We start from the raw sequence: 22,772 nt of genomic DNA, 5'->3' as shown, positions 1-22,772 counted from the left end.
CACTGCAGGACCAAAATGGTCATGCACTGGCGGCATCACCGTGAGGTCGTCGAAAAGGGTCAAGGTCTGCGGCTGATCCCGCGGCACAGAGCGAACTGGCCCGATCCGCGAAAGCCGCTCGGGCCTTTTTTCACCGCCGCGTTATCGTGCGAGTTGGCTCGCCGCGCGTGCGAGAGCCTCGATCTCATCCCATTTGCCGGCCTTGACCATGTCGTCCGGCGCCACCCAGGAGCCGCCGACGCAGATGACATTGGGCAAAGCGAGATAGTCGGCGGCGTTCTTGCCGGTGATGCCGCCGGTCGGGCAGAATTTCACATCGGCAAGCGGCGAGGCGAATGCCTTGAGCGAGGCGATGCCGCCCGACTGCTCGGCCGGAAAGAATTTCAGGAAGCGCAAGCCTGCCTCGCGGGCGGCCATGATCTCGCCGGGAGTGATGGCGCCTGGCAGCAGCGGAACCGGGCTGTCTTTCGCCGCCGCCAGAAGCTGAATTGTGATGCCGGGGCTGACGATGAACCTGGAGCCGGCTGCAGCCGCCTCGTCGAACTGGCGTGCGTCCAGAATGGTGCCGGCGCCGACGATGGCGCCCTCGACTTCGCCGGCCACGCGCCGGATCGCTTCCAGCGCGTCGGCGGTCCGGAGCGTGATTTCGATCGCCGGCAGGCCGCCACGCGCCAGCGCGCGGGCCAGGGGTACGGCGTCAGCGACATTGGCGATCTTCAGCACCGGAATGACCGGCTGGCCGTTGAGGAGCGACAGGAGTTTCTCGGTCTTGGCTGACATTGGCTTGTCTCTCCGGTGTCGATGATTTCAACCGATTAGCAGAAGGCAGATTTCGAGTCCACGAAGGCAGGCGTGTCGCGATGTCACGCACGCCGGCAGCCAAGCCTCCAACGCCCAGGCTTCGTTCACGCTGCCTTGAAATGGCTTTCAGCAGAGTTTAGTGGCTTGGCGATGACAATTTCCAGTCACGATCAACCTGTTCGCGTCGCGGCACTTTACCGCTTCGCCCGGCTCGATGCCTTCGAGGCGCTGCGGGCGCCGCTTGCTGCCTTCTGCTGCGGGCGCGGCATCAAGGGAACGCTGCTTCTGGCGCATGAGGGCATCAACGGGACCGTCGCCGGCAGCGAGGCTGATATCGCGGCACTTATCGATCATCTGGAAGCGATCGACGGTCTCGCCGGTCTCGAAGTGAAATACAGCAGCGCTGCCGGGATGCCGTTTCACCGCATGAAGGTGCGGCTGAAACGCGAGATCGTCACCATGGGCGTCGAAGGTCTCGATCCGGTTACAAGCGCCGGCACCTATGTCGCACCGGCCGACTGGAATGCGCTGATTTCGGATGCCGACACGATCGTCATCGACACGCGCAACGCCTATGAAGTGTCGATCGGCAGCTTCAAGGGCGCGGTCGATCCGGCCACGAGCAGCTTTCGCGAGTTTCCGGCCTGGGTCGAGCGGTATCGGGCCGAACTCGATGGCCGCAAGATCGCCATGTTCTGCACCGGGGGCATACGCTGCGAGAAGGCGACGGCCTATGTGAAGTCGCTCGGCTTCGAGGACGTCTTCCATCTCAAGGGCGGCATCCTAAAGTATCTCGAAGAGGTGTCGGCCGAACAAAGCCTCTGGCAAGGCGAGTGCTTCGTATTCGACGAGCGCGTCTCGGTGTCGCACGGACTGGTCGAGGGCAAGGCCGAACTTTGCCGCGCCTGCCGGCATCCGCTGACCGGGAACGACCTGTTGTCGCCCCACTACAGCGCCGGCATATCGTGCCCGCATTGTTTCGATGCGCGTTCCGATGAGGACCGTGCGCGCTATGGCGAGCGCCAGCGCCAGGTCGAACTGGCGCAAGCGCATGGCAGAGAGCCACATATCGGACGTTAGAGCGACATGCTTCCGCCGTCGTTGGCAAAGCGGCAGCCCGTCATTGTAATGTCGCTATGCGGGGCCTACCTCTTCAACGTCCGCAACCTGCCCGTGCACGTTCGGCCGGGCCAATTCTGGAGGCATTGATGCTCGATCCCAAGAAGCTTCTCGACGATCTGCTTGGCTCGCAAATTCCCGGAACAGGGTCGACCGTCCGTGACAAGGCGGGTCAGGCGGTGCAGATGGCCAAGGATAATCCGCTGGCCGCGGGTGCTCTGGCCGCGGTTTTGCTTGGGACCGGCGCGGGTCGTCAGGTAACCGGTGCCGCGGTCAAGCTCGGCGGCTTGGCCGCGATCGGTGGTCTCGCCTACAAGGCCTACCAGAATTACAAGAACGGCAGCGCGCCGGCGGAAACGCAGGCAGCCGGCGAACCGGAATTGCTGCCGCCGCCCGCCGACACCAGCTTCCACCCCTCGCAGGCGCCGCAAGGCGAGGACGCCTTCACGCTGACGCTGGTGCGGGCGATGATTTCGGCGGCGAAGGCCGACGGCCATATCGACGATGGCGAGCGGCAAAAGATCGCCGGCAAGCTCAGCCTCGCGGGCATCGGCCCCGACGCAGAGAAATTCCTGATGTCGGAGCTGGAGACGCCGCTCGATCTTGATACGCTGGTCGCCGGCGCCCAGACCGATGCGCAGAAGCTCGAACTCTACACCGCTTCGCGCCTGACCATTGATCCCGATACGCGTGCCGAACGCGGCTATCTCGATCTGCTCGCCGGCCGCCTCGGTCTGCCGGATGCGCTGGTCGACCATGTCGAGGCGACGGTGTCGGCGGCAAAGGTACCGGCATCGGACGCCGGCAAGGAAGCGAAGCCAGCCAGCAAGACCGCGCCCAATTCGCGCTGGTAGGCTGCAACCATAGAGGGCCGACTGGTACGATTTCGCGCTAACGTTTCGTTAACCCGGCAAGCGCATGATTTTAGGCAGTCGGATCGGCCTTCCTCCTCCCAAGCCCGGTTCAGATCAGGGCGGCCGCTCCTTGGCCGCCCTTTTTGTCCGGCTTTGCCTCGCCAGTTCAGCTTGCCGCTGGCAGCTTCAGCTTGCCATCGGCGTCATCATTTGCGATGGCACTTCCAGCCATGACTCGGGAGGACGGCGATGACAGCCAAGACAGATTCCAGAACCGCCATCGTCACCGGCGCCGGCACCGGAATTGGCAAAAGCGTCGCCACGGCGCTGCTCGGGGCCGGCTGGAACACGGTGTTCTGCGGGCGCCGCAAGAAGGTGCTGGACGAGGCGATCGCAGAGGCCGGACCGACACAGGCCAAGGCATTGGCTGTCGCCTGCGATATCAGCAAGGCCGATCAGGTCGACGACCTGTTCGAGACGGTAGCGGCCGCCTTCGGTCGCGTCGACCTGCTCTTCAACAATGCCGGCATGGGCTATAAGTCGACACCGATCGACGAAATTCCGGTCGAAGTGTGGAACGACATTGTCGGGGTCAATCTCACCGGCTCGTTCCTATGCGCCCGCGCCGCCTTCGGCGCCATGCGCAAGCAGCAGCCTATGGGCGGCCGCATCATCAACAATGGCTCGGTGTCGGCCTATGCGCCGCGGCCGGGCTCGGTGCCCTACACCGCGACCAAGCACGCCATTACCGGACTGACCAAGACGCTGGCGCTGGATGGCAGGCCCTATGATATCGCCTGCGGCCAGATCGACATCGGCAACGCGCTGACCGACATGGCGCAGGCGATGACGGTCGGCGTGCCGCAGGCCAATGGCTCGATCGCCGCCGAAGCGGTGATGGACGTTCAGCATGTCGCCGATGCCGTCGTCCATATGGCCAGCCTGCCGCTCGACGCCAATGTGCTGTTCATGACGGTGATGGCGACGAAGATGCCGTTTGTCGGACGAGGGTAGCCGCTCATCCCTGCGATAGCGGCACGCCGGGAAGATACAGCGAAATAGGGCGGATCTCGTAGACGGCGGTCGGATTGACACGGCGCAGGTCGCGCGCGATCGCGATCGCGGCATCGCGTGTGGCGCAGTCGACGACATAAAGACCCAGCAATTGCTCCTTGGTCTCGGCGAAGGGGCCGTCGATGATCAATCCGTCGCCCGGCCCGCGCAAGGTCCAGGCATCCTGGGTCGCCCCGAGCCGCGCCGAAGGCCCAAGTGTGCCTTCCCGGTAGAGCCGATCGTTGATCTGGAGCAGATCGGTCATCAGCGCCGTATCCTGCTCCGGCGTCAGCGCCTCGATCGCTTCTTCCACGTGATAGGCAAGGATGGCGTAAAACATCGAGGGTTCCTTTCTCAAGTCGTGAATATCCAAGGACGATCGAAGGGGGCCTTTGCCAAAATGGTCAGCCCGGGTTCCCGTGTCACTTGCCCAGGAAGGCCTCGATCCGCTCCAGCGCGCGCAGAATGTTTTCTTCGGAATTGGCGTAGGAGAGCCTGACATAGCCTTCGCCGAGAATGCCGAAATCAGGACCGCCGATCAGCGCGACGCCGGCATCCTCGAGCAGCGCCGAGGCGAGTTTCTTGGCCTTTCGACCTGTCCCGGAGATGTTGGGGAAGGCATAGAACGCACCCTTGGGCGTGATGCAGGAAACGCCGGGCAAGGCATTCAGCCCCTCGACCACGACCTTCCTGCGACGGTCGAAGGCGCGCATCATCGTGTCGACATCGTCCTGCGGGCCATCGATGGCGGCGATGCCGGCATATTGGCTCGGCGCGTTGACGCAGGACCAGCAGTTGACTGCCAGCTTGCGCACCTTGTCGTAGAGGTGGGCGCCCTTGTCGCCGTTCGGCCAGATCGACCAGCCCATGCGCCAGCCGGTCATCGCCCAGGTCTTCGACCAGCCGTTGAGGATGATCAGCCGGTCGCGGATTTCGGGAAAATTGAGCAGCGAGCAATGCGTCTCGCCGTCATAGGTCATCACGTCGTAGATCTCGTCGGAGAGGATGGCGACATGCGGGTGCGCTTCCAGCCCCTTCACGAGCTTCTCGATCTCGACCCTGGGCGTGACGCCGCCGGTCGGGTTGGCCGGCGAGTTGAGGATCAGGAGCCTGGTCTTCGGCGTGATCAGCGCCAGCGTCTCCTGCGCCGAAAAGGCAAAGCCGTTCTCCTCGCGCATCGGCACCGGCACGGGGGCAGCGCCGGTGAACTCGATCATCGAGCGGTAGATGGGAAAGCCGGGATCGGGATAGAGGATCTCGGCGCCCGCTTCGCCGAACATCAGGATCGCGGCGAACATGGTCGGCTTGCCGCCGGGCAGGATCATCACGGATTCCGGAGAAACCTCGACGCCGGTGGTGGTCAGCGTGCGGCGCACCACCGCCTCGCGCGTCGCCAGCAGGCCGTTGGCCGGCGTATAGCCGTGATGGCCGTCGCGCAGCGCCTTGATCGCCGCTTCGACAATGTGCTGCGGCGTCTTGAAGTCGGGCTGGCCGATGCCGAGATTGATAATGTCGCGGCCCTGATGGGCAAGTGCCGTGGCACGCGCGAGCACCGCGAAGGCATTTTCCTCGCCGAGACGGTCGAAGGCCGCAATCGTGTGGAGCATTTTTCCCATCCCTGTGGTTCTTACTGTGGGCGAGCGTTTTTGTGAGCGTCCGTAGCCAAATGTCAAACGGATTGGAGTCCCCGTGTCGGAAAATATTGGGGTGTCGGAAAATCTCGAGAATTGGCAGCCGCGTCCGCGGCCGGAACGCAGGATCATCGAAGGCCGCTATGTCAGGCTCGAACCGCTGAACGCGGCAAAGCATGGCGACGGCCTCTACGAGGCATCGTCGGTGCCTGACATCGGTGGCCGCTTCGCCTGGCTGCCCGATTATCCACCGGAAACCCGCGCCGCCTTCCAGCCCTGGCTGGACAAGGCCGAGGCCAGCGAGGATCCACTGTTCTTCAGCGTAATCGACAAGGCCAGCGGCAAGGTCGCCGGGCGCCAGACGCTGATGCGCATCGATCCGGCCTATGGCGTGATCGAGATCGGCAACATCTATTGGGGTCCGCTTATCTCGCGCAAGCCGGCGGCGACGGAAGCGCAGTTCCTGTTCATGCAATATATCTTCGACGAGCTTGGCTATCGCCGCTACGAATGGAAATGCAACAACCGCAACGAACCGTCGAAGCGCGCGGCGGAGCGTTTCGGCTTCAAGTTCGAAGGCATTTTCCGTCAGCATCTTGTGGTCAAGGGCGAAAACCGCGATACCGCGTGGTATTCGATCATCGACAAGGAGTGGCCGGCATTGCGCAGAGCCTATGAGGCATGGCTCGATCCGGCCAATTTCGATGGCGAGAGCCGGCAGAAGCGACGGCTCGAGGATTTCCGCGCCGAGTTCGGAGCGTAACAGGAGCAGGCGGATGGCTCATAGCCATGACCATGGTTCGCAAGGGCACGACCACGGCGCCGGCCATGTGCATGGCTCGACTGACAAAAAACGCGTCCTGATCGCTGCCTGCCTGACCGCCGGCTTCATGGTCGTGGAAGCGCTCGGCGGCCTCCTCACCGGGTCGCTGGCGCTGCTGGCGGATGCCGGCCACATGCTCGCCGATTGCATCGCGCTCGGCCTTGCCTGGTATGCCTTCCATCTGGCAAGCCGGCCGGCGACCGTTCGCCTCACCTACGGTTTCGGCCGGGTCAAGACTTTGGTCGCCTACACCAACGGCATTGCCATCTTCGCCATTGCGCTGTGGATCGTCTATGAGGCCTGGGGGCGCCTGCAGGCGCCGGCGCCGGTGCTCGGTGGGCCGATGCTGGTCGTTGCGATCGCCGGCCTGGCGGTCAATATCGGTTCCTTCTTCGTGCTGCATGGCGGCGATCGTGAAAGCCTGAACATGCGCGGCGCCATCCTGCATGTGCTGGGCGATCTGCTCGGTTCGGCGGCGGCGATCGTGGCGGCGCTGGTCATCCTGGCGACGGGCTGGACGCCGATCGATCCGATCCTGTCGGTGCTCGTTTCACTGCTGATCCTGTCCACGGCATGGTCGCTGATGCGCGAAGCCGCCCATGTGCTGCTCGAAGGCGTGCCGGCAAGCCTCGACCGCGACCTGATCGCCAGGGATCTGGAGGGGACGGTCAAGGGCGTGTGCGAAGTGCATCACATGCATGTCTGGTCGCTCGACGGTTCAAGCAACATGGCGACATTGCATGCCTGCCTCAACGAGGGGGTCGACGCCCATAGCGCGGTCAGCGCCATCAAGAAGCGGCTTGCGGCCGAGCATGGCATTTCACATGCTACCGTCGAACCGGAATTCGGCCAGTGCGCCGACAGCCTTCACGAGCATGATGAGCACCGTGAGCACGACCATACGCACGAAGCGGCACCGCATGGTGGCCACTATCACTGATCCAGGGAACTCCATGGCATTGGCAATGAGCTTGATGAACCCCCGCCGGTCGGCAGCCGCGTGATGGATCGCGACACGCGCAATGCGGCGATCGGCGCTGCCTGGGTCCTGCTCCTGTTCGGCATTGCCGCCTACTATCTGCCAACGGTGATGCTGGCGGTCGGCAGCGTTTCGACCGTCCTTGCCGGTGTCGTCGCCGCCGTCTTCATGGTAGCGATTTTTGTCGTGTTCTGGCTGCGTGGCCGCAACCAGCGCAAAAAGGATCTTTGATATGCGCATTCTGATTACCGGTGCCGCTGGCATGGTCGCCCGCAAGCTCGTCGCCCGGCTGGCAAAGGATGGGACGCTCAACGGTCGCAAGATCGCCGCGCTCGACCTCCACGATATCGTGCCGCCGCAGGCGCCGGCCCTGGAAGGCGTCAACGTCGCCATCCATACCGGCGATCTTGCCGCGTCCGGCGCGACGCAAAGGCTGGTCGCTTCGCGACCGGATGTGATCTTCCACCTCGCCGGCGTCGTGTCGGGCGAGGCGGAAGCCAATTTCGACCTTGGCTACCGCGTCAATCTCGACGGCACGAGGGCGCTGTTCGATGCCATAAGGCTGGCGGATTTTGTACCGCGCGTCGTCTTCACCTCGTCGATCGCCGTATTCGGCGCGCCGTTCCCGGATATCATTCCGGACGAATTCCATCCGACGCCGCTGACCTCCTACGGCACGCAGAAACTGATGGGCGAGGCGCTGCTTGCCGACTATTCCAGGCGCGGCTTCTTCGACGGCATCGGCATCCGGCTGCCGACCATCTGCGTGCGGCCGGGCAAACCGAACAAGGCGGCATCGGGCTTCTTCTCGGGCATCATCCGGGAGCCGCTGAGCGGCCAGGAGGCGATACTGCCGGTGCCGCGTTCGGTGGTGCATACCCATGCCAGCCCGCGCTCGGCGGTGAATTTCCTGATCCATGCGGCAGAGATCGACGGCGCCACAGTCGGGCCGCGCCGCAACCTGACCATGCCCGGTGTCGCCGTCACCGTCGGCGAACAGATCGAGGCACTGGAACGCATTGCCGGCGTCGAGGCGGTGAAACTGATCCGCGAGGAGCCCGATGATACGATCTGGGCGATCGTGCAGGGCTGGCCGACGCGATTCGAGGCCCGACGCTCAAAAGAACTCGGCTTTGCCGCCGAAGAAAGCTTCGACGACATCATCCGCGCCCATATCGAGGATGAGCTGGACGGCAAGATTTGCGCTTGAGGCGGACCAGTACGCGTCCAGCCGGAGACGCGAACGGGCGTTACACGCTGCCGGTGAGGCTTGCCGACAAAAGCAGCAGTCCGAACAGGAAGACGAAAGCCGCGCCGCCGATCTCGACGATCGAGTGGATGCGGTTGCCCATGCGGCCGTCGCCGGCGAAATAGACTGCCCAGTTCTTGGCGGTCACGGCAATCGTCGCCAGCGCCGAAACCGTGATGGCGGTTCCCAGAGACATCGCCAGCACTGACAGCAAGCCGCCGAGCCAGAGCCCGTTGAGCAAAGCGAAGCTCAGCACGATCAGCGCGCCGGAGCAGGGGCGGATGCCGACGGCGGCCACTGCGGACCAGGCCGTGCGCCAGTCGAAGCGATCGCCGGAAAGCAGCGCCGGGTCCGGCGCATGCGAATGGCCGCAGGTTTCACAGACCTCGCCGGCCGCATGATCGTGGTGAGCGTGCGCGCCTTGAGCATGGTCATGCGCGCCGTGGTCGTGATCGTGATCATGCGCGTGGTCGTGGTCGTCATGCGCGTGCGAATGGGCATGTGCCGAATGGGCAGCATGCGAATGGCCTGCATGCGAGTGGCCAGCGTGGGCGGCCGAGAGGCTGTAGGCTGGGCTGGCGCCGAACAGGCGCAGAACGGAGGGGCCGAGCTTGCGCCACAACAGCCAGGCGCCGAACAAAGTAACGAAGACAAAGCTCATGATCTCCATGAACCATGCCGCGTCGGTCATCGAGATAGCGGTGCCGCGCAGCACGAAATAGGCGAGCAGCATGACGGCGACTGCCGTCAATCCCTGCAGCAGCGCCGAGACGAAGGACAGCAGGATGCCGCGCTTCAGCGCCACTTCGTTCGCCACCATGTAGGACGAGATCACCGCCTTGCCATGGCCAGGGCCGGCGGCATGGAAAATGCCGTAGGCGAAGGAGAGGCCGACGAGCAGCCACAGCTTGCTGCCGTCCTCGCGCATTGCCTTCATGGCCGTCGCCAGCGCGCGGTAGAATTCCTGCTGTTTGAGATTGATCCACATCAGTATGTGCGCGAACGGGCCAGAGGCGCTGGGGGCCATGCCGTCATTGGTGCCGATGCCGAGCGAACTCTGGGCGTGGGCGGAACCAAGGAAGTGCGTCATCACCAGGGCGACGGCCAAGAGGCCGAATGCCAAACGCAGGGACGGTTTCGTCACCGGAATTATCCTTCTGGCTGACAGGTCAGTTCAAGCTTGGTGGCAAAGATCTTGCTCATGTCGGTGCCCGTCGGATCGTTGAAGAAGGCGTCCGTCAGGGTCTTCTGGTTCTCGGCGATCGCCTCGTCGGGATTGGGACGAACGACCTTGCTGGTGCAGGTCGACGGCAGGCCATCGACCTGCATGTTGGCGTCCTCGGTAAAATCGATCGCCGTGTAGAAGGTCGGGTCGTAGACGCCGATATCTATCTTGCCGGCCAGCTTGATCGGCGCCTTGGGCTCGGATTCGAACAGGATGATGAGCTGGTCGTTGTCGAAATTGGCCATCAGATGCGGAGGCGGGTTCATCGCCACGTCCTTGCCGTCGACGGTGACGAGCTGGAAGTAATTGAACTCCGCCAGCGAGGCATGGACGGTGTCGGCGACATCCTTCAATTCCTTGTCGTCGAGCTTCAGGTCGGAATTCTTGTCGAACTCCATCATCACTGTACTCGAAAACAGATCGTCGAAGCGCCAGAGGTGGCGCAGCGCTTTCACACTTTGGTGATCCGGGCTCAGCACCACTTCGAGGCGGGCTTCGGCGAAGACGTGCGGATGCGCTCCGGCCGGCCCGGCCACGGCAAACGCTGCCGCCATGGCCGAAGCCAGCATGATTGCTTGCCGTTTCAGGTGCATTCTGGGCCGCGATTCCACCGACTTCGGAGAGTTGCCGACAGTGACCAGAAAGGGGGCGAAAATGGGACCGCTTCGCCACTGAAACGGATCACGCGTTGTCACGCGTCTTGAACCACTGCACCAGGAAGTCGACGAAGACGCGCACCTTGGCGGGCAGATAGCGCCGGTGCGGGTAGACGGCGAAAATGCCTGCGCCCGACAGGATGCGGTCGTCGAGCGCCGTCACCAGCCGGCCGCTCTCGATATCGGGTGCGGCGATGAAATCCGGCAGGATGGCAAATCCCAACCCCGCCACCGCGGCAGCCCGCGCCGCCATTGGACTGTTGACCTCGATCGGACCCGAAACCGAAACACTCACCGTGTCGCTGCCGTCGCCCTTGAACTGCCAATTGTTCAGCCCGCGACCATTGGTGTCGACGATACAGGGAATGCGAGCAAGATCCTGTGCCCGCGCCGGCCTGCCATGCTTTGTGATCAGCTCAGGAGAGGCGCAGAGCCGCACCGAAAACGGCGCCAGGCGTCTGGCGATCAAGGAGGAGTTCTCCAGCCGCGAGATGCGCACCGCAAGATCGAAACCTTCCTCGACCAGATCGACGAAGCGGTCGAGATCAATATCGAGCACGATGTCGGGATATTGCTTGGCGAAGTCGATCAGCGACTGGCCGATCGGGGCGTCGGCAAAGGTGCGCGGTGCCGAAAGCTTGATCCTGCCGCGCACGTCGCCGGAGGATTCGCGCACCGCATCGGCCAGGCTGTCGACCTCGCGCACGATTTCGGAGGCGCGGCGGTAATAGGTGTGACCAGCCTCGGTCATCGAGAACTGCCGCGTGGTGCGGTTCAACAGCAGCGCGCCGAGTTCGTCCTCCAGCTCGCGCACATATTTCGACAGCAGCGCCTTGGAGCGGCCGATCTTGCGCGCGGCCGCCGAAAAGCCCTCGGCCTCGACCACGTCTATGAAGGCGCGCATGCGGGTCAGCGTGTCCATGTCATGAGTTCCCTGAAGGGACGGCAAGGATGCGTGCGGCGAGCGCCAGCAATTGCCGGTCGCTGTTCTTCGGCCCGAGAAGCGAGAGGCCGAAGGGCGCGCCGTCCACCTTGCCCAGCGGCAACGTGACCTGCGGAAAGCCCGACAGGCCGGAAAGGCACAGCAGCCTCAGCGCGCGTTCGCGGTAGGTCTGCAAATCGTCGAAGGCAGCGGCCTTGAGCGGGGCGGCGCCAGGGACGGTCGGCAGCACCAGCACGCCGTCCTCGCCAAGGCGCTCGGCAAGCTCGCGGCGGAAGGCGTCGCGCCGCTCCGTTTCGTGCCGCGCCGTGGCGGCATCGATGGTCGCACCGTGCTCGAAACGTTCCTTGACGAACGGGCCAAGCATGCGGCCGCTCCGCGAAATCCAGGCGCCGTGGCTTTGCCAGGCCTCGTATCCCTGCAGCGTGCGGAAGCACCAATAGAGGTCGTCGCTGGAATCGGACAGCGGTGCGATCGTGCGCGGTGCGCCCATCACCGAAGAGACGCGCTGGACCATGCCGGCATATTCATCGGTCTCTTGCTGGCCGAGCACGAGCCCGTCCAGCGCATCGAGGGCAAGGGGGCGCTGCAAGTCGCGGGGCTGGGGGTCGTCGCCGAGCAGCACGGCGCCGACCTTCTCATAGGTCGCCATGTCCCTGGCGAACCATCCGAACGTATCGAAGGAAGGGGCGAGCGGCATGGTGCCGGCAAGCGAGATGCGGCCATGCGTCGTCCTGAGGCCGATCAGGCCGCAGAAAGCTGCCGGCGCGCGGATCGAGCCGCCGGTGTCGGACCCGGTGGCGATGTCGGCAAGGCCGCCGGCGACCGCCGAGGCGGATCCGGATGACGAGCCGCCGGTGATGCGGCCGGGTGCCGCCGGATTGACCGGCGAGGGGAAATGCGCGTTCAGCCCCATCAGGGAAAAGGCGAGCTCGTCGGTCTGCGTCTTCCCGACGAAGCGCGCACCCGAATCAAGCAGCGCCTGGACGGCCGGCGCGGTTGCCGCGGCGGCGGAGGCTTCCTCGTATTTCTGCGGATTGCCGCAGCCGGTGCGGTAGCCGGCGACGTCGAAAATGTCCTTGACGGCCAGAAGCAGGCCGGCAAGCGGGCCTGATTGCCTATTGGCAACTGGAATCTGGTCGAGGTCGAGAAAAGCGTTCAGGGGGCCGCGAGTGCCTGTCATGCGTTCAATATCCGGATACAGTCTGTCCAACATTGTGCGCCGCTGGAAATTTTACAACCTTGCCTGTCGATTTTTATTGATTGTGAAACCCTTCGCTCTTATATCGCGCTTGCCCAAAGTCGCACGTGCCTGTGGGTGTCCGCCGATCCTCGAATGGTGAGGGCAATCGGTAAGGTAACTGGAGCCAACCCCTCCAGTCGGTTTAGTGGCCAACCACCAAACCGAGGACACCTTGAAGCAACGACGGTGCGGGCCTTTCTGGTGTTCTGCCGGTCGTCCAAAGACCGGGGTTACTGAAGAGGCACACCTTCATTGCCGGCAGTGCGGACGGGTCTCCCATCCAAGCCAAGGCAGACAAAGCGAACCGAGGCCGGGCAAGGCCAAGGTTCATCGCCGCGAGACGGCGTTCATGGTTCCGGGGTCTCCACCGGCTGGTTCCATGGATTTTCGTCCCGCCTTTGTTTGACCGCGTGTTCGCGAGGCCGAGAGCCCGCGTCTCGCAGCCTTTGTGCGCGCCGCAAGGCGCTGATGGAGAGACCCCGATGGCCACCCAGCGCATCCTTGACTTCCTCGCCACCCGACGTCCGACCGGCCCGTGCCTCGTCGTCGACCTCGATGTCGTGCGCGACAATTTCCTCGCTTTCGAGAAGGCGCTTCCCGATTCCAAAATCTACTATGCGGTGAAAGCAAACCCGGCGCCGGAAATCCTGCGCCTCCTTGCTGCGATGGGCTCGTCCTTCGACACCGCCTCCGTTGCCGAAGTCGAGATGGCGATGGACGCCGGTGCGCCGGCGCATCGCATCTCCTTCGGCAACACCATCAAGAAGGAGCGTGACATCGCACGCGCCTACCAGCTCGGCATCCGGCTGTTCGCGGTCGACTGCGTCGAGGAGGTCGAAAAGATCGCCCGCGTCGCTCCCGGTGCCCGCGTGTTCTGCCGCGTCTTGACCGACGGCGCGGGCGCCGAGTGGCCGCTGTCGCGCAAGTTCGGCTGCGTACCGGCGATGGCGGTCGACGTGCTGCGCCATGCCAAGTCGCTCGGCCTCGACGCCTATGGCGTGTCGTTTCATGTCGGCTCGCAGCAGACCGATTTGAACGCCTGGGACCGCGCGCTCGGCGACGCCAAGAAGGTGTTTGCGACGCTCGCCGAGGAAGGCATCGTCCTGAAGATGGTCAATATGGGCGGCGGCTTCCCGACCCGTTATCTCAGGGACGTGCCGGTGGCTCAGGACTATGGCCAGGCGATCTTCTCGGCGCTGCGCAGGCATTTCGGCAACGCGATCCCGGAAACGATCATCGAACCGGGCCGTGGCATGGTCGGCAATGCCGGCGTCATCAAGTCGGAAGTCGTGCTGATCTCGAAGAAGGCCGACAACGACAATGTGCGCTGGGTGTTCCTCGACATCGGCAAGTTCGGCGGTCTCGCCGAGACGATGGACGAGGCGATCCGCTACGCGATCACGACGGCTTATGACGGCACCGAGACCGCGCCTTGCGTGCTCGCCGGCCCGACCTGCGATTCGGCCGACGTGATGTACGAGAAGACGCCGTATCCGCTGCCCCTGTCGCTGACCATCGGCGATGAGGTGCTGATCGAGGGCACCGGCGCCTACACGACCACCTATTCGGCGGTCGCATTCAACGGCTTCGAGCCCCTCCGATCCTACGTGATCTGACGGCTCGCAAGAGTTGCTCAGATCACCCCAGGTGGGCGCTTGTCGCCCGCCCGGGTTCGCCTGTGGAACAGATCTCCGCTCGTGAAGGATCGCGGAAATGGACGTTGTAAATTTCATTGTTGAGAGCGCCACGGGAATCTCCCCCCTTGAGGGGGAGATGGCCACGAAGTGGCCAGAGGGGGTCGTCTCGCGTGAAGCGCCGACGTTCTTTGCCCACGATAGGGTGTCGCGTCAGGACGGGCCGACCCCCTCTGTCGCCTGCGGCGACATCTCCCCCTCAAGGGGGGAGAGTGCCCACGCTTTTGCAATCGTCGCCGAAACCGCTGCCGACATTGCGGCGCGTGAGGCCTTGCTCGATCGCGCGATGGGGCCGAAGCGCAGGAAGAAATCATCGGAAAAGCTGCGGCGCGGCCGCCGGCCTTCGGAAGGCCTGGCCTTCGTCGCGCGCGATGCATCAGGTGCGGTCGCCGGCAGCGTGCGGCTGTGGGATGTGGTGCTGGGCGAGGGTGGCCCGGCAGCGCTTCTGCTCGGTCCGCTCGCTGTCGATCCGGCACTCAAGAATGCCGGCATCGGCTCGGCGTTGATGCGCCATGCCGTGGCGGAGGCCGCGCGGCTCGGCCATGCCGCGATCCTTTTGGTGGGCGATGCCCCTTACTACGGGCGTTTCGGGTTCTCGGCCGCCCAGACCGGCGCGCTCGCCATGCCGGGACCCTATGAGCGGCACCGTCTGCTGGCGCTGGAATTGGTGGACGGCGCGCTGAGCGGCGCCCAAGGCACGCTGAAGGCCGCGGGGCGCAAGCTGAAGGCGCCGGTGGCGCTGACCGCCGCTGCCTGAAGACTTTAGAAACAAAAACGCTACCCCATCGGGGCGGCGTTCTTGTTTCATGCCTGAGCAGTTTAGCTGATCAAAAGCTGGTCAGCCGATCAACTGGCTCAGCGCCATGGCGACGCTCATGTCGCCCTCGACCTTGATCTTGCCGGTCATGAACGCCATGGTCGGGTTGAGGTCACCAGCAATCAGCGAATCCAGATCGTCGAGCGAAAGCTTTATGGTGCAGTCGGCCGGCGCGTCGTCGGTCGACACGGTGGCGCCGTCGATGACGATGACGCCGTCAGCGCCGGTATCGAATTTCACGGAACGATCGAACCCGGCACTCGCCACGCGCGATCTGATCTTGTCGGCAATTTCCTGAACGCTCATGCCGTTCTCCTCGTCTCGTTGCGTTTGTCGCGCATTGGCGCTGGGCGCATATAGCTTCGGGTTGACGTTTACGTCAACGCAGTTTCCCTGACGAAGATGGTCTTATCGACGCAGTGAAGCCGTGCTGTCCGGCCACCTGCCGGCGGCCGGCATTGCGGTTGCCATGCGATGTCGTCGGGCGTATCAGGCTTTCACTTTCCCTAGATATCGGCGAGCCGCTCCGGTGCTTTCCAGAAACCAACCGCAAGTCTATGCCCGCCGGCTGCGCGCTGTGCTGATCAGGTCGCTGCCGCTGCTCGAGGCGCGCGGCATCGCCGTCGTCCTTCTGGCCGGCTTGGTCGGGGTGATGGCAGGCGTGCTGGTCACCGCTATGAGCCAGATGGTGCAGGACCTGCACGGGTTGCTGTTCGGCGTTCAGCCGGGAGGGCGGCTTTCGGGGATGTTTTCGCTGGAGAGCCCGGTGCAGGCGCTGATCCCGGCAATCGGCGGCATCCTGCTCGGGCTGACCGTGATCTGGCTGAGGATCCGGAAATTCCGCACGCCGGTCGATCCGATCGAAGCCAATGCGCTTTACGGCGGGCGCATGTCCCTGACCGACACGTTCATCATCGCCGGTCAGACGATGATCTCGAGCGGCTTCGGCGCCTCGGTCGGGCTGGAAGCCGGCTACACGCAGGTCGGCTCCGGCATGGCATCGCGGCTGGCGCGGGCCTTCAGGCTGCGCCGCAACGATGTCCGCATCCTGGTCGGCTGTGGGGCTGCCGGCGCGATCGCGGCCGCCTTCGACGCGCCGCTGACCGGCGCCTTCTATGGTTTTGAGCTGGTCATCGGCATCTACTCGGTCGCCAATGTCGCGCCGGTGATGACGGCGGCGATCGCGGCCTCGCTGACCGCCGAGGTCTTCGGCGGCGTTCCGTTTCCGCTGGAGCTTGCCGGCCTGCCGGCGCTCACCGCCAGCCAGTATCTGCCGTTCCTGCTGCTGGGATTACTGGGCGGCGCAGCCTCCATCGCCATCATGCAACTGGTGACCTTGATCGAGCGCGGTTTCGTGCGGCTGTCGATCGATGCCGCGCTACGCCCCTTCATCGGCGGCTGCATTGTCGGGCTGCTTGGGCTGATCACGCCGCAGGTCCTGTCCAGCGGCCATGGCGCGCTGCATCGCGAATTCGCGATGAATTACGGGCTTGCCGTGGTGACCAGCGTCTTCCTGCTGAAGCTGGCGGCATCGGCGGTCTCGCTGGGCTCGGGCTTTCGCGGCGGACTGTTCTTTGCCTCCCTGTTCCTCGGCGCCCTGCTCGGCAAGATGTTCGCCGAAATCATGACCGTCGTTTCGCCGGCAACGGGCATCGATCCCGCCGTCGCCGCCGTGGTCGGCATGACGTCGCTCGCCGTCGGCGTCGTCGGCGGCCCGCTGACGATGACGTTCCTGGCGCTGGAATCGACCCGCGACCTGACGCTCACCGGCGTGGTGCTGGCGGCCTCGATCATGGCGGCGATCCTGGTGCGCGAAACCTTCGGCTATTCCTTCTCGACATGGCGTTTCCATCTGCGCGGCGAGACGATCCGCAGCGCGCACGACGTCGGCTGGATGCGCAGCCTGACGGTCGGCTCGATGATGCGCAAGGATGTCCGCACCATCGATGCCTCGAAAACGCTCGCCGCCTTCCGCAAGGAGGTGCCGCTCGGCTCGGCCCAGCGCGTCATCGCGGTCGACGCCGGGCACTATGTCGGCGTGCTGATTGTTGCCGAACTGCATAGCGACCTGTCCGACGGGGAGACGCCGTTGCTGTCGCTCGCCAAGTACAAGGACGCCGTCCTGGTGCCGACCATGAACGTGCAATCGGCCGCCGAGACTTTCCAGCGCGCCGGCGCCGAGGAATTGGCCGTGGTCGAGGATTTCACCGACCGCGTCGTCGTCGGGCTCCTGACCGAAGGTCATCTGATGCGGCGTTACGCCGAAGAACTCGACAAGGCGCGGCGGGATTTGTCGGGCGAGGGGTAGGGCGCGTAACAGGCCAGGTCTTGGCGGGCGAATGAGCGCGGTGACTTGGGGCCGGTGTCTGCTTGACGAAAATCGGTGCGCCTGTGAGAGGAGGAACTCCCTGGGGAGATGAGCAAGCGGTGGGCAAACGGTGAGGCGCGTTCTTCGAATACTGGCCGCGATGACCATGGTGTTCGGGGTGAGCGGCTGCACAAGCATCTCTTACTACGCGCAGTCGCTGGAGGGCCATGTGGAGATCATGGCGGCGCGCAAAAATGTTGGAAAACTGATCCGCGATCCTTCGACGCCCAAGGCATTGCGCAGCAAGCTGACGTCGGCGAGCGCCATAAGACGGTTCGCGACAGATGAACTGGCACTGCCCGACAACAGCAGCTACCGCAGCTATGTCGACATCCACCGGGACGCCGTGACCTGGGCCGTTTTTGCCGCGCCGCAATTCTCGCTCGCTCCACGAACATGGTGCTTTCCGATTTTCGGCTGCGTTCCCTACCGGGGTTACTTCTCCCGGAAATCCGCTGCGGAAAACGCTGTCGAGCTTCAGAGACAGGGGCTCGACGTCTATGTCACCGGCATCACCGCCTATTCCACACTGGGCTGGTCCAGTGACCCGCTGCTCAGCACCATGCTGCGTCAGGACGACACCTACCTCGCAAGCCTTGTCTTCCATGAACTGGCGCACCAGCGCCTCTATGTGGATGGCGATTCCGCATTCAACGAGGCTTTCGCCGTTGCCGTCGAAACCACCGGCACAAGAAGATGGCTCCGCGCCGCTGGCGATCGCGCCGGATTGCGCCGCTACGAAGCCGCTCGCAAGCGCAGCGCCGATTTTCTCAGGCTGGTGGCGAAAACGCGCGACGAGTTGGGCCAGGTCTATGGAAGTCCCCGGACCCCGCAGCAGATGGCGGCCGTCAAGGCGGCCACGATCGACAGGCTGCGGATGCGCTACCGGCACATGCGCGACAGGCGCTGGGCCGGATACCGGGGCTATGACGCCTGGTTCGATCAGCCGATCAACAACGCAAAGCTCGCCGCGACGTCTGTCTACGGCGAACAGGTTCCGGCATTTCTTCGCCTGTTCGATTTGTGTTCCGGCGACTATCCAAGGTTCTACGCTTCTGTTCGAAGGATTGCGGATTTGAACAAACCGTCCCGCGCCGAAGCGCTGAAGGCTGCAAATAGCTGTGATTGACTTGAACAGGCACGGCGGGCTGAGTATCCACCCAGCAATCCCAAGCGCGACCATCTGGTCGACCCGATCTGGATCGGGCGGGCGTTGGAGGTGAACGGCGATATCCTTGGCGAGGATGATGAGGCGGAAGAGGCGCTGGAGGTGAATACGGAGCCGACGCTGGGGGTGTGAGGGGGAGGACGAGTTGTTGCTGGTGGCGGCCTGACTTGGGCGAAGACAACTGTCTGCCTTGGGCCGTAAGCTGACCGTCGGCTTTTCGGAACGCGACGCGACAAGCGGACCCGCTGGCGTTTCTGGCCCTCACACAGAACATCCTCGCAGTAGCTCGGAGCAAGCTTCGTCAGCTGAACAACCGTTTGATGTTGGAGGTCCTGTGCACATCTTGATTGGCAGCGATCCTCTCGCTAATTCTATCATCAAGCCTTGCCGGGGTAAAATTGCGTTTTCCGGGTGACTTAATGTGCCGATACGTGCCAAAACTAGGAAATACGGCGCGAATTTCGAAATGCGGTTGTTGGAAGGCACTATAGATGGCGCGCAGCGACCTCATCATCAATCTCGTCAAGGCAAGCGTCCGCGGTGACGTTGCCGATGCGCGCGCTGTCGCCGAAGCTATCGCTGCGGACGAGCGGTCGAAGAAGCATTCCGGCGTCGCAGAGCGTATAGTACGCCTCCTTGATACGCCACAACCAACCCAGCGGAACGGCCAAGCCCAGGCGCCGAGCATCCGGGTACGCGACGGTTCAGGCGGCATTCAGCGCACCGAGCCCCGGCGTTCCCTGTCGGCCCTCTATCTGGACGAGGCCATTCGCAAGGCTTGTGACGAGCTGATCGAAGAGCAGCGCCGGGCCGATGTGCTGCGAGTGCACGGTCTTGAGCCCCGACATCGGTTGCTTCTGGCCGGCCCCCCTGGGAACGGGAAAACCTCGCTTGCGGAAGCGATAGCTTACGAGCTGGCCTTGCCGCTCTTTACGGTTCGCTATGACGCGGTCGTCACAAGCTATCTCGGCGAAACGGCGCAGCGCCTGCGCCGGCTGTTCGATTTCGCCCGGACGGAACCCTGCGTCCTCTTCTTCGATGAATTCGATGCTATCGGCAAGGAGCGCGGTGATATTCACGAGACCGGCGAAATCAAGCGGGTCATTACGACGCTCCTGCTTCAGATCGATGACCTGCCCCCTTATTGCGTGCTGGTCGGCGCAACCAACCACCCGGAACTGCTGGACCGGGCCACTTGGCGTCGATTTGAGCTCCGACTCAACCTGGACGCTCCGTCCGCCAAGGAAATGATCAAGTATTTCGATGACCAGCTCGATACGCTGGACGGACAGCCGGGTTATACTGCCAAACGCTTGTGCGAGTCGGTTAATCCTGTCAGCTTTTCAGAGGCGGAGGCATTTTTTCTTGATGTGAGGCGGAGAATAGCTTTGGCGCAGGGCGCTCGTGAACTCCGATCTATATTGGATGATCGCGTCAAGGCTTTTCGTTCACGTTCGGGCATGCGGGAGACAGGGGGCATAGATGGTGGAAAGACCGATCCTCCGGTTTCCTGATCCGGTCAATGCTATTCGTCCCACAGGGAGTCCCCGCGCCCAGCCGAGACCGTCAGGTCCCGGGCGGGTGCGGCAGGGAGAGCGTTTCCGGGCTACTTTTGACAGGCTAAGCGCGGCGCTCGCCGGCGGTGATCCGTTGGTCACGCTCCGACAGGACCCCGCCGGCATCGCGCCGGAGCGCGCGCTTGTCTTCGTTACTGCCGGCAGTGTTTCCGATTTCGCTAGGGTGGCGCGCGAGGCCGGGCTCGAAGTCTTCTCCGAAGCGGAGCTGGAGTCTCTGGAGGACTATCCGGAAGGATTCCAGCCGGCGGGAGACGCAACGAGATTGGCGCGCACATTATATGCGACCATTCCAACCGTTGAGTCATTCCGGCAGATGCTCTCCCTGTGGAAAGCCTGTCAGCGGGGAGAAAATGCGCCATATGGTGCTGGACCCTGGTGGAAGCTCTTCGACCTGCTCCTCGAATTGCGCCCGTGGGGGCCGCAGGACCGGCTTGGCGACACGGCGCACGCGGTCATTGAAGATCGTCTAGCATTCCGGACGGACGACGACCCAATCTCCATCGAGTTTGAAATCTGGCCGACGGCGAGCGCCGCGAAACGCGTAAGCTGGCGCGGCGAGTTGGAGCAACGTGTGGCCGCGCGGGAAGGCTCGATTCTGGATCGCAGCTCCATTTCTGAAGACGGCTTTATCTATGAGGCGCTTCTCGTCGAGCTGCCTTGCCATGCCGTGCGCGAGATGCTGGCTAATCCAGCCGATATCAACGGTCTTGCCACCCTTGAGGGCGTCCAGTTCATCTTGCCACAGACGATCGGCCAGGCAATACCGGATGGCCCTGATGCCGCAGGAGAAGATCGCGCCGTTGAGGGCGCGTTCGATCCCAACGCGCCGATCCGTGCGGCGCTTCTCGACGGCACACCTGTAGCAGCCCATCGGTCCCTGGATGGCGGCGTTGTCATCGAAGACATGCACGACCTGGTCAGGCTTTCGCCGGTGGCCCGGCGGTACCACGCTACCGCGATGGCTTCGCTGATCCTGCGCGGTGATCTACAGGCCGACGGCGTGCCCCTGACGGACACGCGGCTTGTTAGCGTACCCGTTTTGATAGATCTGGAGGATGGTGCTGAAACTGCGCGGAACCGCCTCTTTGTCGATGTGGTGCACACGACCGTGATGCGGCTGATCGGCACCGACGAGCCCGCGGCACCGGACGTCTTTGTCGTCAATTTCTCCATCGGTGTCCGCGACAGTCACTTTTCAGGCCGCATCAGCGCGCTTGCACGGCTGATGGACTGGTGGGCTGCGAAGGAAGGGTTGCTGTTTGTGATTTCGGCAGGCAATGTCGGCCATCTCGTTCTTCCCGGAACGACCACGATGGATTTCGAAAACGCCGTGATCGCCGCCCGCCGCGTTACAGTTCGCGGGGCAATGCGCGATGGCATTATTAATCGTACGCTTTTGGCGCCGGCGGAGTCGTTGAACGGCCTGACCGTGGGTGCATTGTCGCTTGATCACGTCAATCACACGCCTCCGCAGCAGGCCGGTATCCTGAGGCTGGAAGAGGACGGCGAGTTCGTACCGCAGATGACCAGCGCGCTCGGGCTGGGGTCCCGCCGGTCTATAAAGCCCGATCTCGTCGAGGCAGGCGGCTGCCTAGAAGTGCGGGCCATGCCGCAGGGGGCGGATGTCAGCTTGCGGGGTTTGCAACGATCCAGCCGTACCGGATTGGTTGCTGCCTCACCGCCAGGACAGGATGCCACGCAAAAATCCCGGGGCACGAGTCCTGCGGCTGCCCTGGTCACCCGTTCCCTGTTACGCGCCGCCGCGGCGCTTACGGGAGAAGACGGTCCCTATGAGGGATTGGAACTATCCCGCCCGCAGAACGCACTCCTGACACGGGCGTTGGCGGTCAATGCCGCTAGGTGGCCCCAGGACGCACTCGATCTCTACGACGAAGAGAAGGGCAGGCTTGGCAGCAACCAACATCTTCGCGCGAAGGAGGAGGTCTGCCGCCATTTCGGGCACGGTTATCTGGATGGCGGATTGATGCGGGAGTCGCCTGAGGCCGGGGTGACGATGGTCGGTCTGGGATCAATCCGCAAGAATGGTGCGCAGGTTTTCAGAATGCCCGTACCGCCGTCACTGTCGGGAGAGAGGCTTCCTCGCTCCATGCGCGTGACCCTGGCGTGGTTTTCACCGGTCAATCCTTCGCGCGCTCAATACCGGCTTGCTGCGTTGGAAGCCGTAGCGGTCAACGAAGCCGATGACGAAGATGACGGCAGATGGGGTTTCGACATGACCCCCGACGGGCTTGATGCGAACATCATCAAGCGCGGGTCAGTGTGGTCCAAGCGGCTGAAGAGCAGAATCCAGACCATACCGGAATTCGGCGACAACGCTGATGTCCCGATCCGTGTGCAGTGTCGTGACGCATCTGGCGGCGGGCTGAACCAGGATGAAGACATCCTGTATGCCATTGCCGTAACGCTTCAAGTTGAAGCCGAGGTCCAGTTCGATATCCATCTGGAAGTCGCGCAGGCATTGCGCGTTCGGGCGCAGGCGTAATGCAAGCATCATCTGATCGGTAAAGGCGCGTCCGGCATGCCGGACCGGGCTATAGGCGCTGTCCGACATGCG

Annotated in this window: 20 protein-coding genes and 1 pseudogene; 13 read left to right on the top strand and 8 right to left on the bottom strand. The window is 63.5% G+C overall.

Translation table 11 applies throughout. The features are described 5' to 3' along the window. Positions 1-141: 141 nt before the first annotated feature. Positions 142-780 carry a 2-dehydro-3-deoxy-phosphogluconate aldolase gene (locus AC0L2H_RS01745; protein ID WP_473588575.1) on the bottom strand — a complete coding sequence of 213 codons (639 nt, stop codon included), beginning with the start codon at positions 778-780 and terminating at the stop codon, positions 142-144. 171 nt (positions 781-951) lie between these two features. Between AC0L2H_RS01745 and trhO the strand changes: the two genes are divergently transcribed. The 3 genes from trhO (at position 952) to AC0L2H_RS01730 (ending at position 3,788) form a co-directional block, all read left to right on the top strand. Further along, a complete protein-coding gene (gene trhO / locus AC0L2H_RS01740) occupies positions 952-1,881 on the top strand; it encodes an oxygen-dependent tRNA uridine(34) hydroxylase TrhO (RefSeq protein ID WP_473588574.1) in 930 nt (309 codons plus the stop codon). Between the two features lie 128 nt (positions 1,882-2,009). Continuing rightward, positions 2,010-2,774, top strand: coding sequence for a tellurite resistance TerB family protein (locus tag AC0L2H_RS01735; protein WP_473588573.1), 765 nt, complete (start codon positions 2,010-2,012; stop codon positions 2,772-2,774). Between the two features lie 249 nt (positions 2,775-3,023). Then, positions 3,024-3,788, top strand: coding sequence for an SDR family oxidoreductase (locus tag AC0L2H_RS01730; RefSeq protein ID WP_473588571.1), 765 nt, complete (start codon positions 3,024-3,026; stop codon positions 3,786-3,788). Between the two features lie 4 nt (positions 3,789-3,792). On the opposite strand, the gene AC0L2H_RS01725 is transcribed toward AC0L2H_RS01730, so the two are convergent. Both AC0L2H_RS01725 and AC0L2H_RS01720 read right to left on the bottom strand, forming a co-directional pair. Then, entirely contained in the window at positions 3,793-4,167 is a 375-nt protein-coding gene (locus tag AC0L2H_RS01725) for a YciI family protein (protein WP_473588570.1), read from the bottom strand. Between the two features lie 82 nt (positions 4,168-4,249). Next, the gene (locus tag AC0L2H_RS01720; RefSeq protein ID WP_473588569.1) at positions 4,250-5,434 is read right to left on the bottom strand and encodes a pyridoxal phosphate-dependent aminotransferase; all 1,185 of its coding nucleotides are present in this window, start codon (positions 5,432-5,434) and stop codon (positions 4,250-4,252) included. A gap of 100 nt (positions 5,435-5,534) precedes the next feature. Here AC0L2H_RS01720 and AC0L2H_RS01715 point away from each other — a divergent pair, with 100 nt between their 5' ends. From AC0L2H_RS01715 to denD, 4 genes are all read left to right on the top strand, one after another. After that, the gene (locus AC0L2H_RS01715) at positions 5,535-6,221 is read left to right on the top strand and encodes a GNAT family N-acetyltransferase (protein WP_473588871.1); all 687 of its coding nucleotides are present in this window, start codon (positions 5,535-5,537) and stop codon (positions 6,219-6,221) included. 13 nt (positions 6,222-6,234) lie between these two features. After that, a complete protein-coding gene (locus AC0L2H_RS01710) occupies positions 6,235-7,221 on the top strand; it encodes a cation diffusion facilitator family transporter (RefSeq protein ID WP_473588568.1) in 987 nt (328 codons plus the stop codon). A 63-nt stretch (positions 7,222-7,284) separates the two neighbouring features. Further along, positions 7,285-7,491, top strand: a complete 207-nt coding sequence (locus AC0L2H_RS01705) for a hypothetical protein (protein ID WP_473588567.1) — start codon at positions 7,285-7,287, stop codon at positions 7,489-7,491. A gap of 1 nt (position 7,492) precedes the next feature. Continuing rightward, a complete protein-coding gene (gene denD / locus AC0L2H_RS01700) occupies positions 7,493-8,470 on the top strand; it encodes a D-erythronate dehydrogenase (RefSeq protein ID WP_473588566.1) in 978 nt (325 codons plus the stop codon). A 40-nt stretch (positions 8,471-8,510) separates the two neighbouring features. Here the strand turns inward: denD and AC0L2H_RS01695 are convergent, their stop codons facing one another. The 4 genes from AC0L2H_RS01695 to AC0L2H_RS01680 form a co-directional block, all read right to left on the bottom strand. Beyond that, on the bottom strand, positions 8,511-9,653 hold the full coding sequence (locus AC0L2H_RS01695) for a nickel/cobalt transporter (RefSeq protein ID WP_473588565.1): 1,143 nt from the start codon (positions 9,651-9,653) through the stop codon (positions 8,511-8,513). Between the two features lie 5 nt (positions 9,654-9,658). Beyond that, entirely contained in the window at positions 9,659-10,327 is a 669-nt protein-coding gene (locus AC0L2H_RS01690) for a DUF1007 family protein (protein ID WP_473588564.1), read from the bottom strand. Between the two features lie 88 nt (positions 10,328-10,415). Continuing rightward, the gene (locus tag AC0L2H_RS01685) at positions 10,416-11,312 is read right to left on the bottom strand and encodes a LysR family transcriptional regulator (RefSeq protein ID WP_473588563.1); all 897 of its coding nucleotides are present in this window, start codon (positions 11,310-11,312) and stop codon (positions 10,416-10,418) included. Between the two features lies 1 nt (position 11,313). After that, on the bottom strand, positions 11,314-12,513 hold the full coding sequence (locus tag AC0L2H_RS01680; protein WP_473588562.1) for an amidase: 1,200 nt from the start codon (positions 12,511-12,513) through the stop codon (positions 11,314-11,316). A gap of 542 nt (positions 12,514-13,055) precedes the next feature. Here AC0L2H_RS01680 and odc2 point away from each other — a divergent pair. Together odc2 and AC0L2H_RS01670 are read left to right on the top strand one after the other, a co-directional pair. Next, positions 13,056-14,189, top strand: coding sequence for an ornithine/lysine decarboxylase (gene odc2, locus AC0L2H_RS01675; protein WP_473588561.1), 1,134 nt, complete (start codon positions 13,056-13,058; stop codon positions 14,187-14,189). 157 nt (positions 14,190-14,346) lie between these two features. Then, the gene (locus AC0L2H_RS01670) at positions 14,347-15,024 is read left to right on the top strand and encodes a GNAT family N-acetyltransferase (RefSeq protein ID WP_473588560.1); all 678 of its coding nucleotides are present in this window, start codon (positions 14,347-14,349) and stop codon (positions 15,022-15,024) included. Between the two features lie 81 nt (positions 15,025-15,105). Here the strand turns inward: AC0L2H_RS01670 and AC0L2H_RS01665 are convergent. Beyond that, a pseudogene (locus AC0L2H_RS01665) lies at positions 15,106-15,393 on the bottom strand (SCP2 sterol-binding domain-containing protein); the annotation flags it as partial. 220 nt (positions 15,394-15,613) lie between these two features. On the opposite strand from AC0L2H_RS01665, the gene AC0L2H_RS01660 reads away from it, so the two are divergent. The 4 genes from AC0L2H_RS01660 (at position 15,614) to AC0L2H_RS01645 (ending at position 22,700) form a co-directional block, all read left to right on the top strand. Then, a complete protein-coding gene (locus AC0L2H_RS01660) occupies positions 15,614-17,392 on the top strand; it encodes a chloride channel protein (protein WP_473588559.1) in 1,779 nt (592 codons plus the stop codon). 166 nt (positions 17,393-17,558) lie between these two features. Then, entirely contained in the window at positions 17,559-18,581 is a 1,023-nt protein-coding gene (locus AC0L2H_RS01655) for an aminopeptidase (RefSeq protein WP_473588870.1), read from the top strand. A 530-nt stretch (positions 18,582-19,111) separates the two neighbouring features. Beyond that, on the top strand, positions 19,112-20,134 hold the full coding sequence (locus AC0L2H_RS01650) for an AAA family ATPase (protein ID WP_473588558.1): 1,023 nt from the start codon (positions 19,112-19,114) through the stop codon (positions 20,132-20,134). A gap of 136 nt (positions 20,135-20,270) precedes the next feature. Then, the gene (locus AC0L2H_RS01645) at positions 20,271-22,700 is read left to right on the top strand and encodes a S8 family serine peptidase (protein ID WP_473588557.1); all 2,430 of its coding nucleotides are present in this window, start codon (positions 20,271-20,273) and stop codon (positions 22,698-22,700) included. Positions 22,701-22,772: the final 72 nt, after the last annotated feature.

The sequence above is a fragment of the Mesorhizobium sp. WSM4871 genome (assembly GCF_055811295.1).
This window is presented reverse-complemented; position numbering and strand designations above follow the sequence as displayed.

What these genes read in the sequence shown, in the direction of transcription:
- AC0L2H_RS01745 (WP_473588575.1), bottom strand. Translation starts at nt 780, where the DNA reads ATGTCAGCCAAGACCGAGAAACTCCTGTCGCTCCTCAACGGCCAGCCG.
- trhO (WP_473588574.1), top strand. Translation starts at nt 952, where the DNA reads ATGACAATTTCCAGTCACGATCAACCTGTTCGCGTCGCGGCACTTTAC.
- AC0L2H_RS01735 (WP_473588573.1), top strand. Translation starts at nt 2,010, where the DNA reads ATGCTCGATCCCAAGAAGCTTCTCGACGATCTGCTTGGCTCGCAAATT.
- AC0L2H_RS01730 (WP_473588571.1), top strand. Translation starts at nt 3,024, where the DNA reads ATGACAGCCAAGACAGATTCCAGAACCGCCATCGTCACCGGCGCCGGC.
- AC0L2H_RS01725 (WP_473588570.1), bottom strand. Translation starts at nt 4,167, where the DNA reads ATGTTTTACGCCATCCTTGCCTATCACGTGGAAGAAGCGATCGAGGCG.
- AC0L2H_RS01720 (WP_473588569.1), bottom strand. Translation starts at nt 5,434, where the DNA reads ATGCTCCACACGATTGCGGCCTTCGACCGTCTCGGCGAGGAAAATGCC.
- AC0L2H_RS01710 (WP_473588568.1), top strand. Translation starts at nt 6,235, where the DNA reads ATGGCTCATAGCCATGACCATGGTTCGCAAGGGCACGACCACGGCGCC.
- AC0L2H_RS01705 (WP_473588567.1), top strand. Translation starts at nt 7,285, where the DNA reads ATGGATCGCGACACGCGCAATGCGGCGATCGGCGCTGCCTGGGTCCTG.
- denD (WP_473588566.1), top strand. Translation starts at nt 7,493, where the DNA reads ATGCGCATTCTGATTACCGGTGCCGCTGGCATGGTCGCCCGCAAGCTC.
- AC0L2H_RS01690 (WP_473588564.1), bottom strand. Translation starts at nt 10,327, where the DNA reads ATGCACCTGAAACGGCAAGCAATCATGCTGGCTTCGGCCATGGCGGCA.
- AC0L2H_RS01685 (WP_473588563.1), bottom strand. Translation starts at nt 11,312, where the DNA reads ATGGACACGCTGACCCGCATGCGCGCCTTCATAGACGTGGTCGAGGCC.
- AC0L2H_RS01680 (WP_473588562.1), bottom strand. Translation starts at nt 12,513, where the DNA reads ATGACAGGCACTCGCGGCCCCCTGAACGCTTTTCTCGACCTCGACCAG.
- odc2 (WP_473588561.1), top strand. Translation starts at nt 13,056, where the DNA reads ATGGCCACCCAGCGCATCCTTGACTTCCTCGCCACCCGACGTCCGACC.
- AC0L2H_RS01670 (WP_473588560.1), top strand. Translation starts at nt 14,347, where the DNA reads ATGGCCACGAAGTGGCCAGAGGGGGTCGTCTCGCGTGAAGCGCCGACG.
- AC0L2H_RS01655 (WP_473588870.1), top strand. Translation starts at nt 17,559, where the DNA reads ATGGTGTTCGGGGTGAGCGGCTGCACAAGCATCTCTTACTACGCGCAG.
- AC0L2H_RS01650 (WP_473588558.1), top strand. Translation starts at nt 19,112, where the DNA reads ATGGCGCGCAGCGACCTCATCATCAATCTCGTCAAGGCAAGCGTCCGC.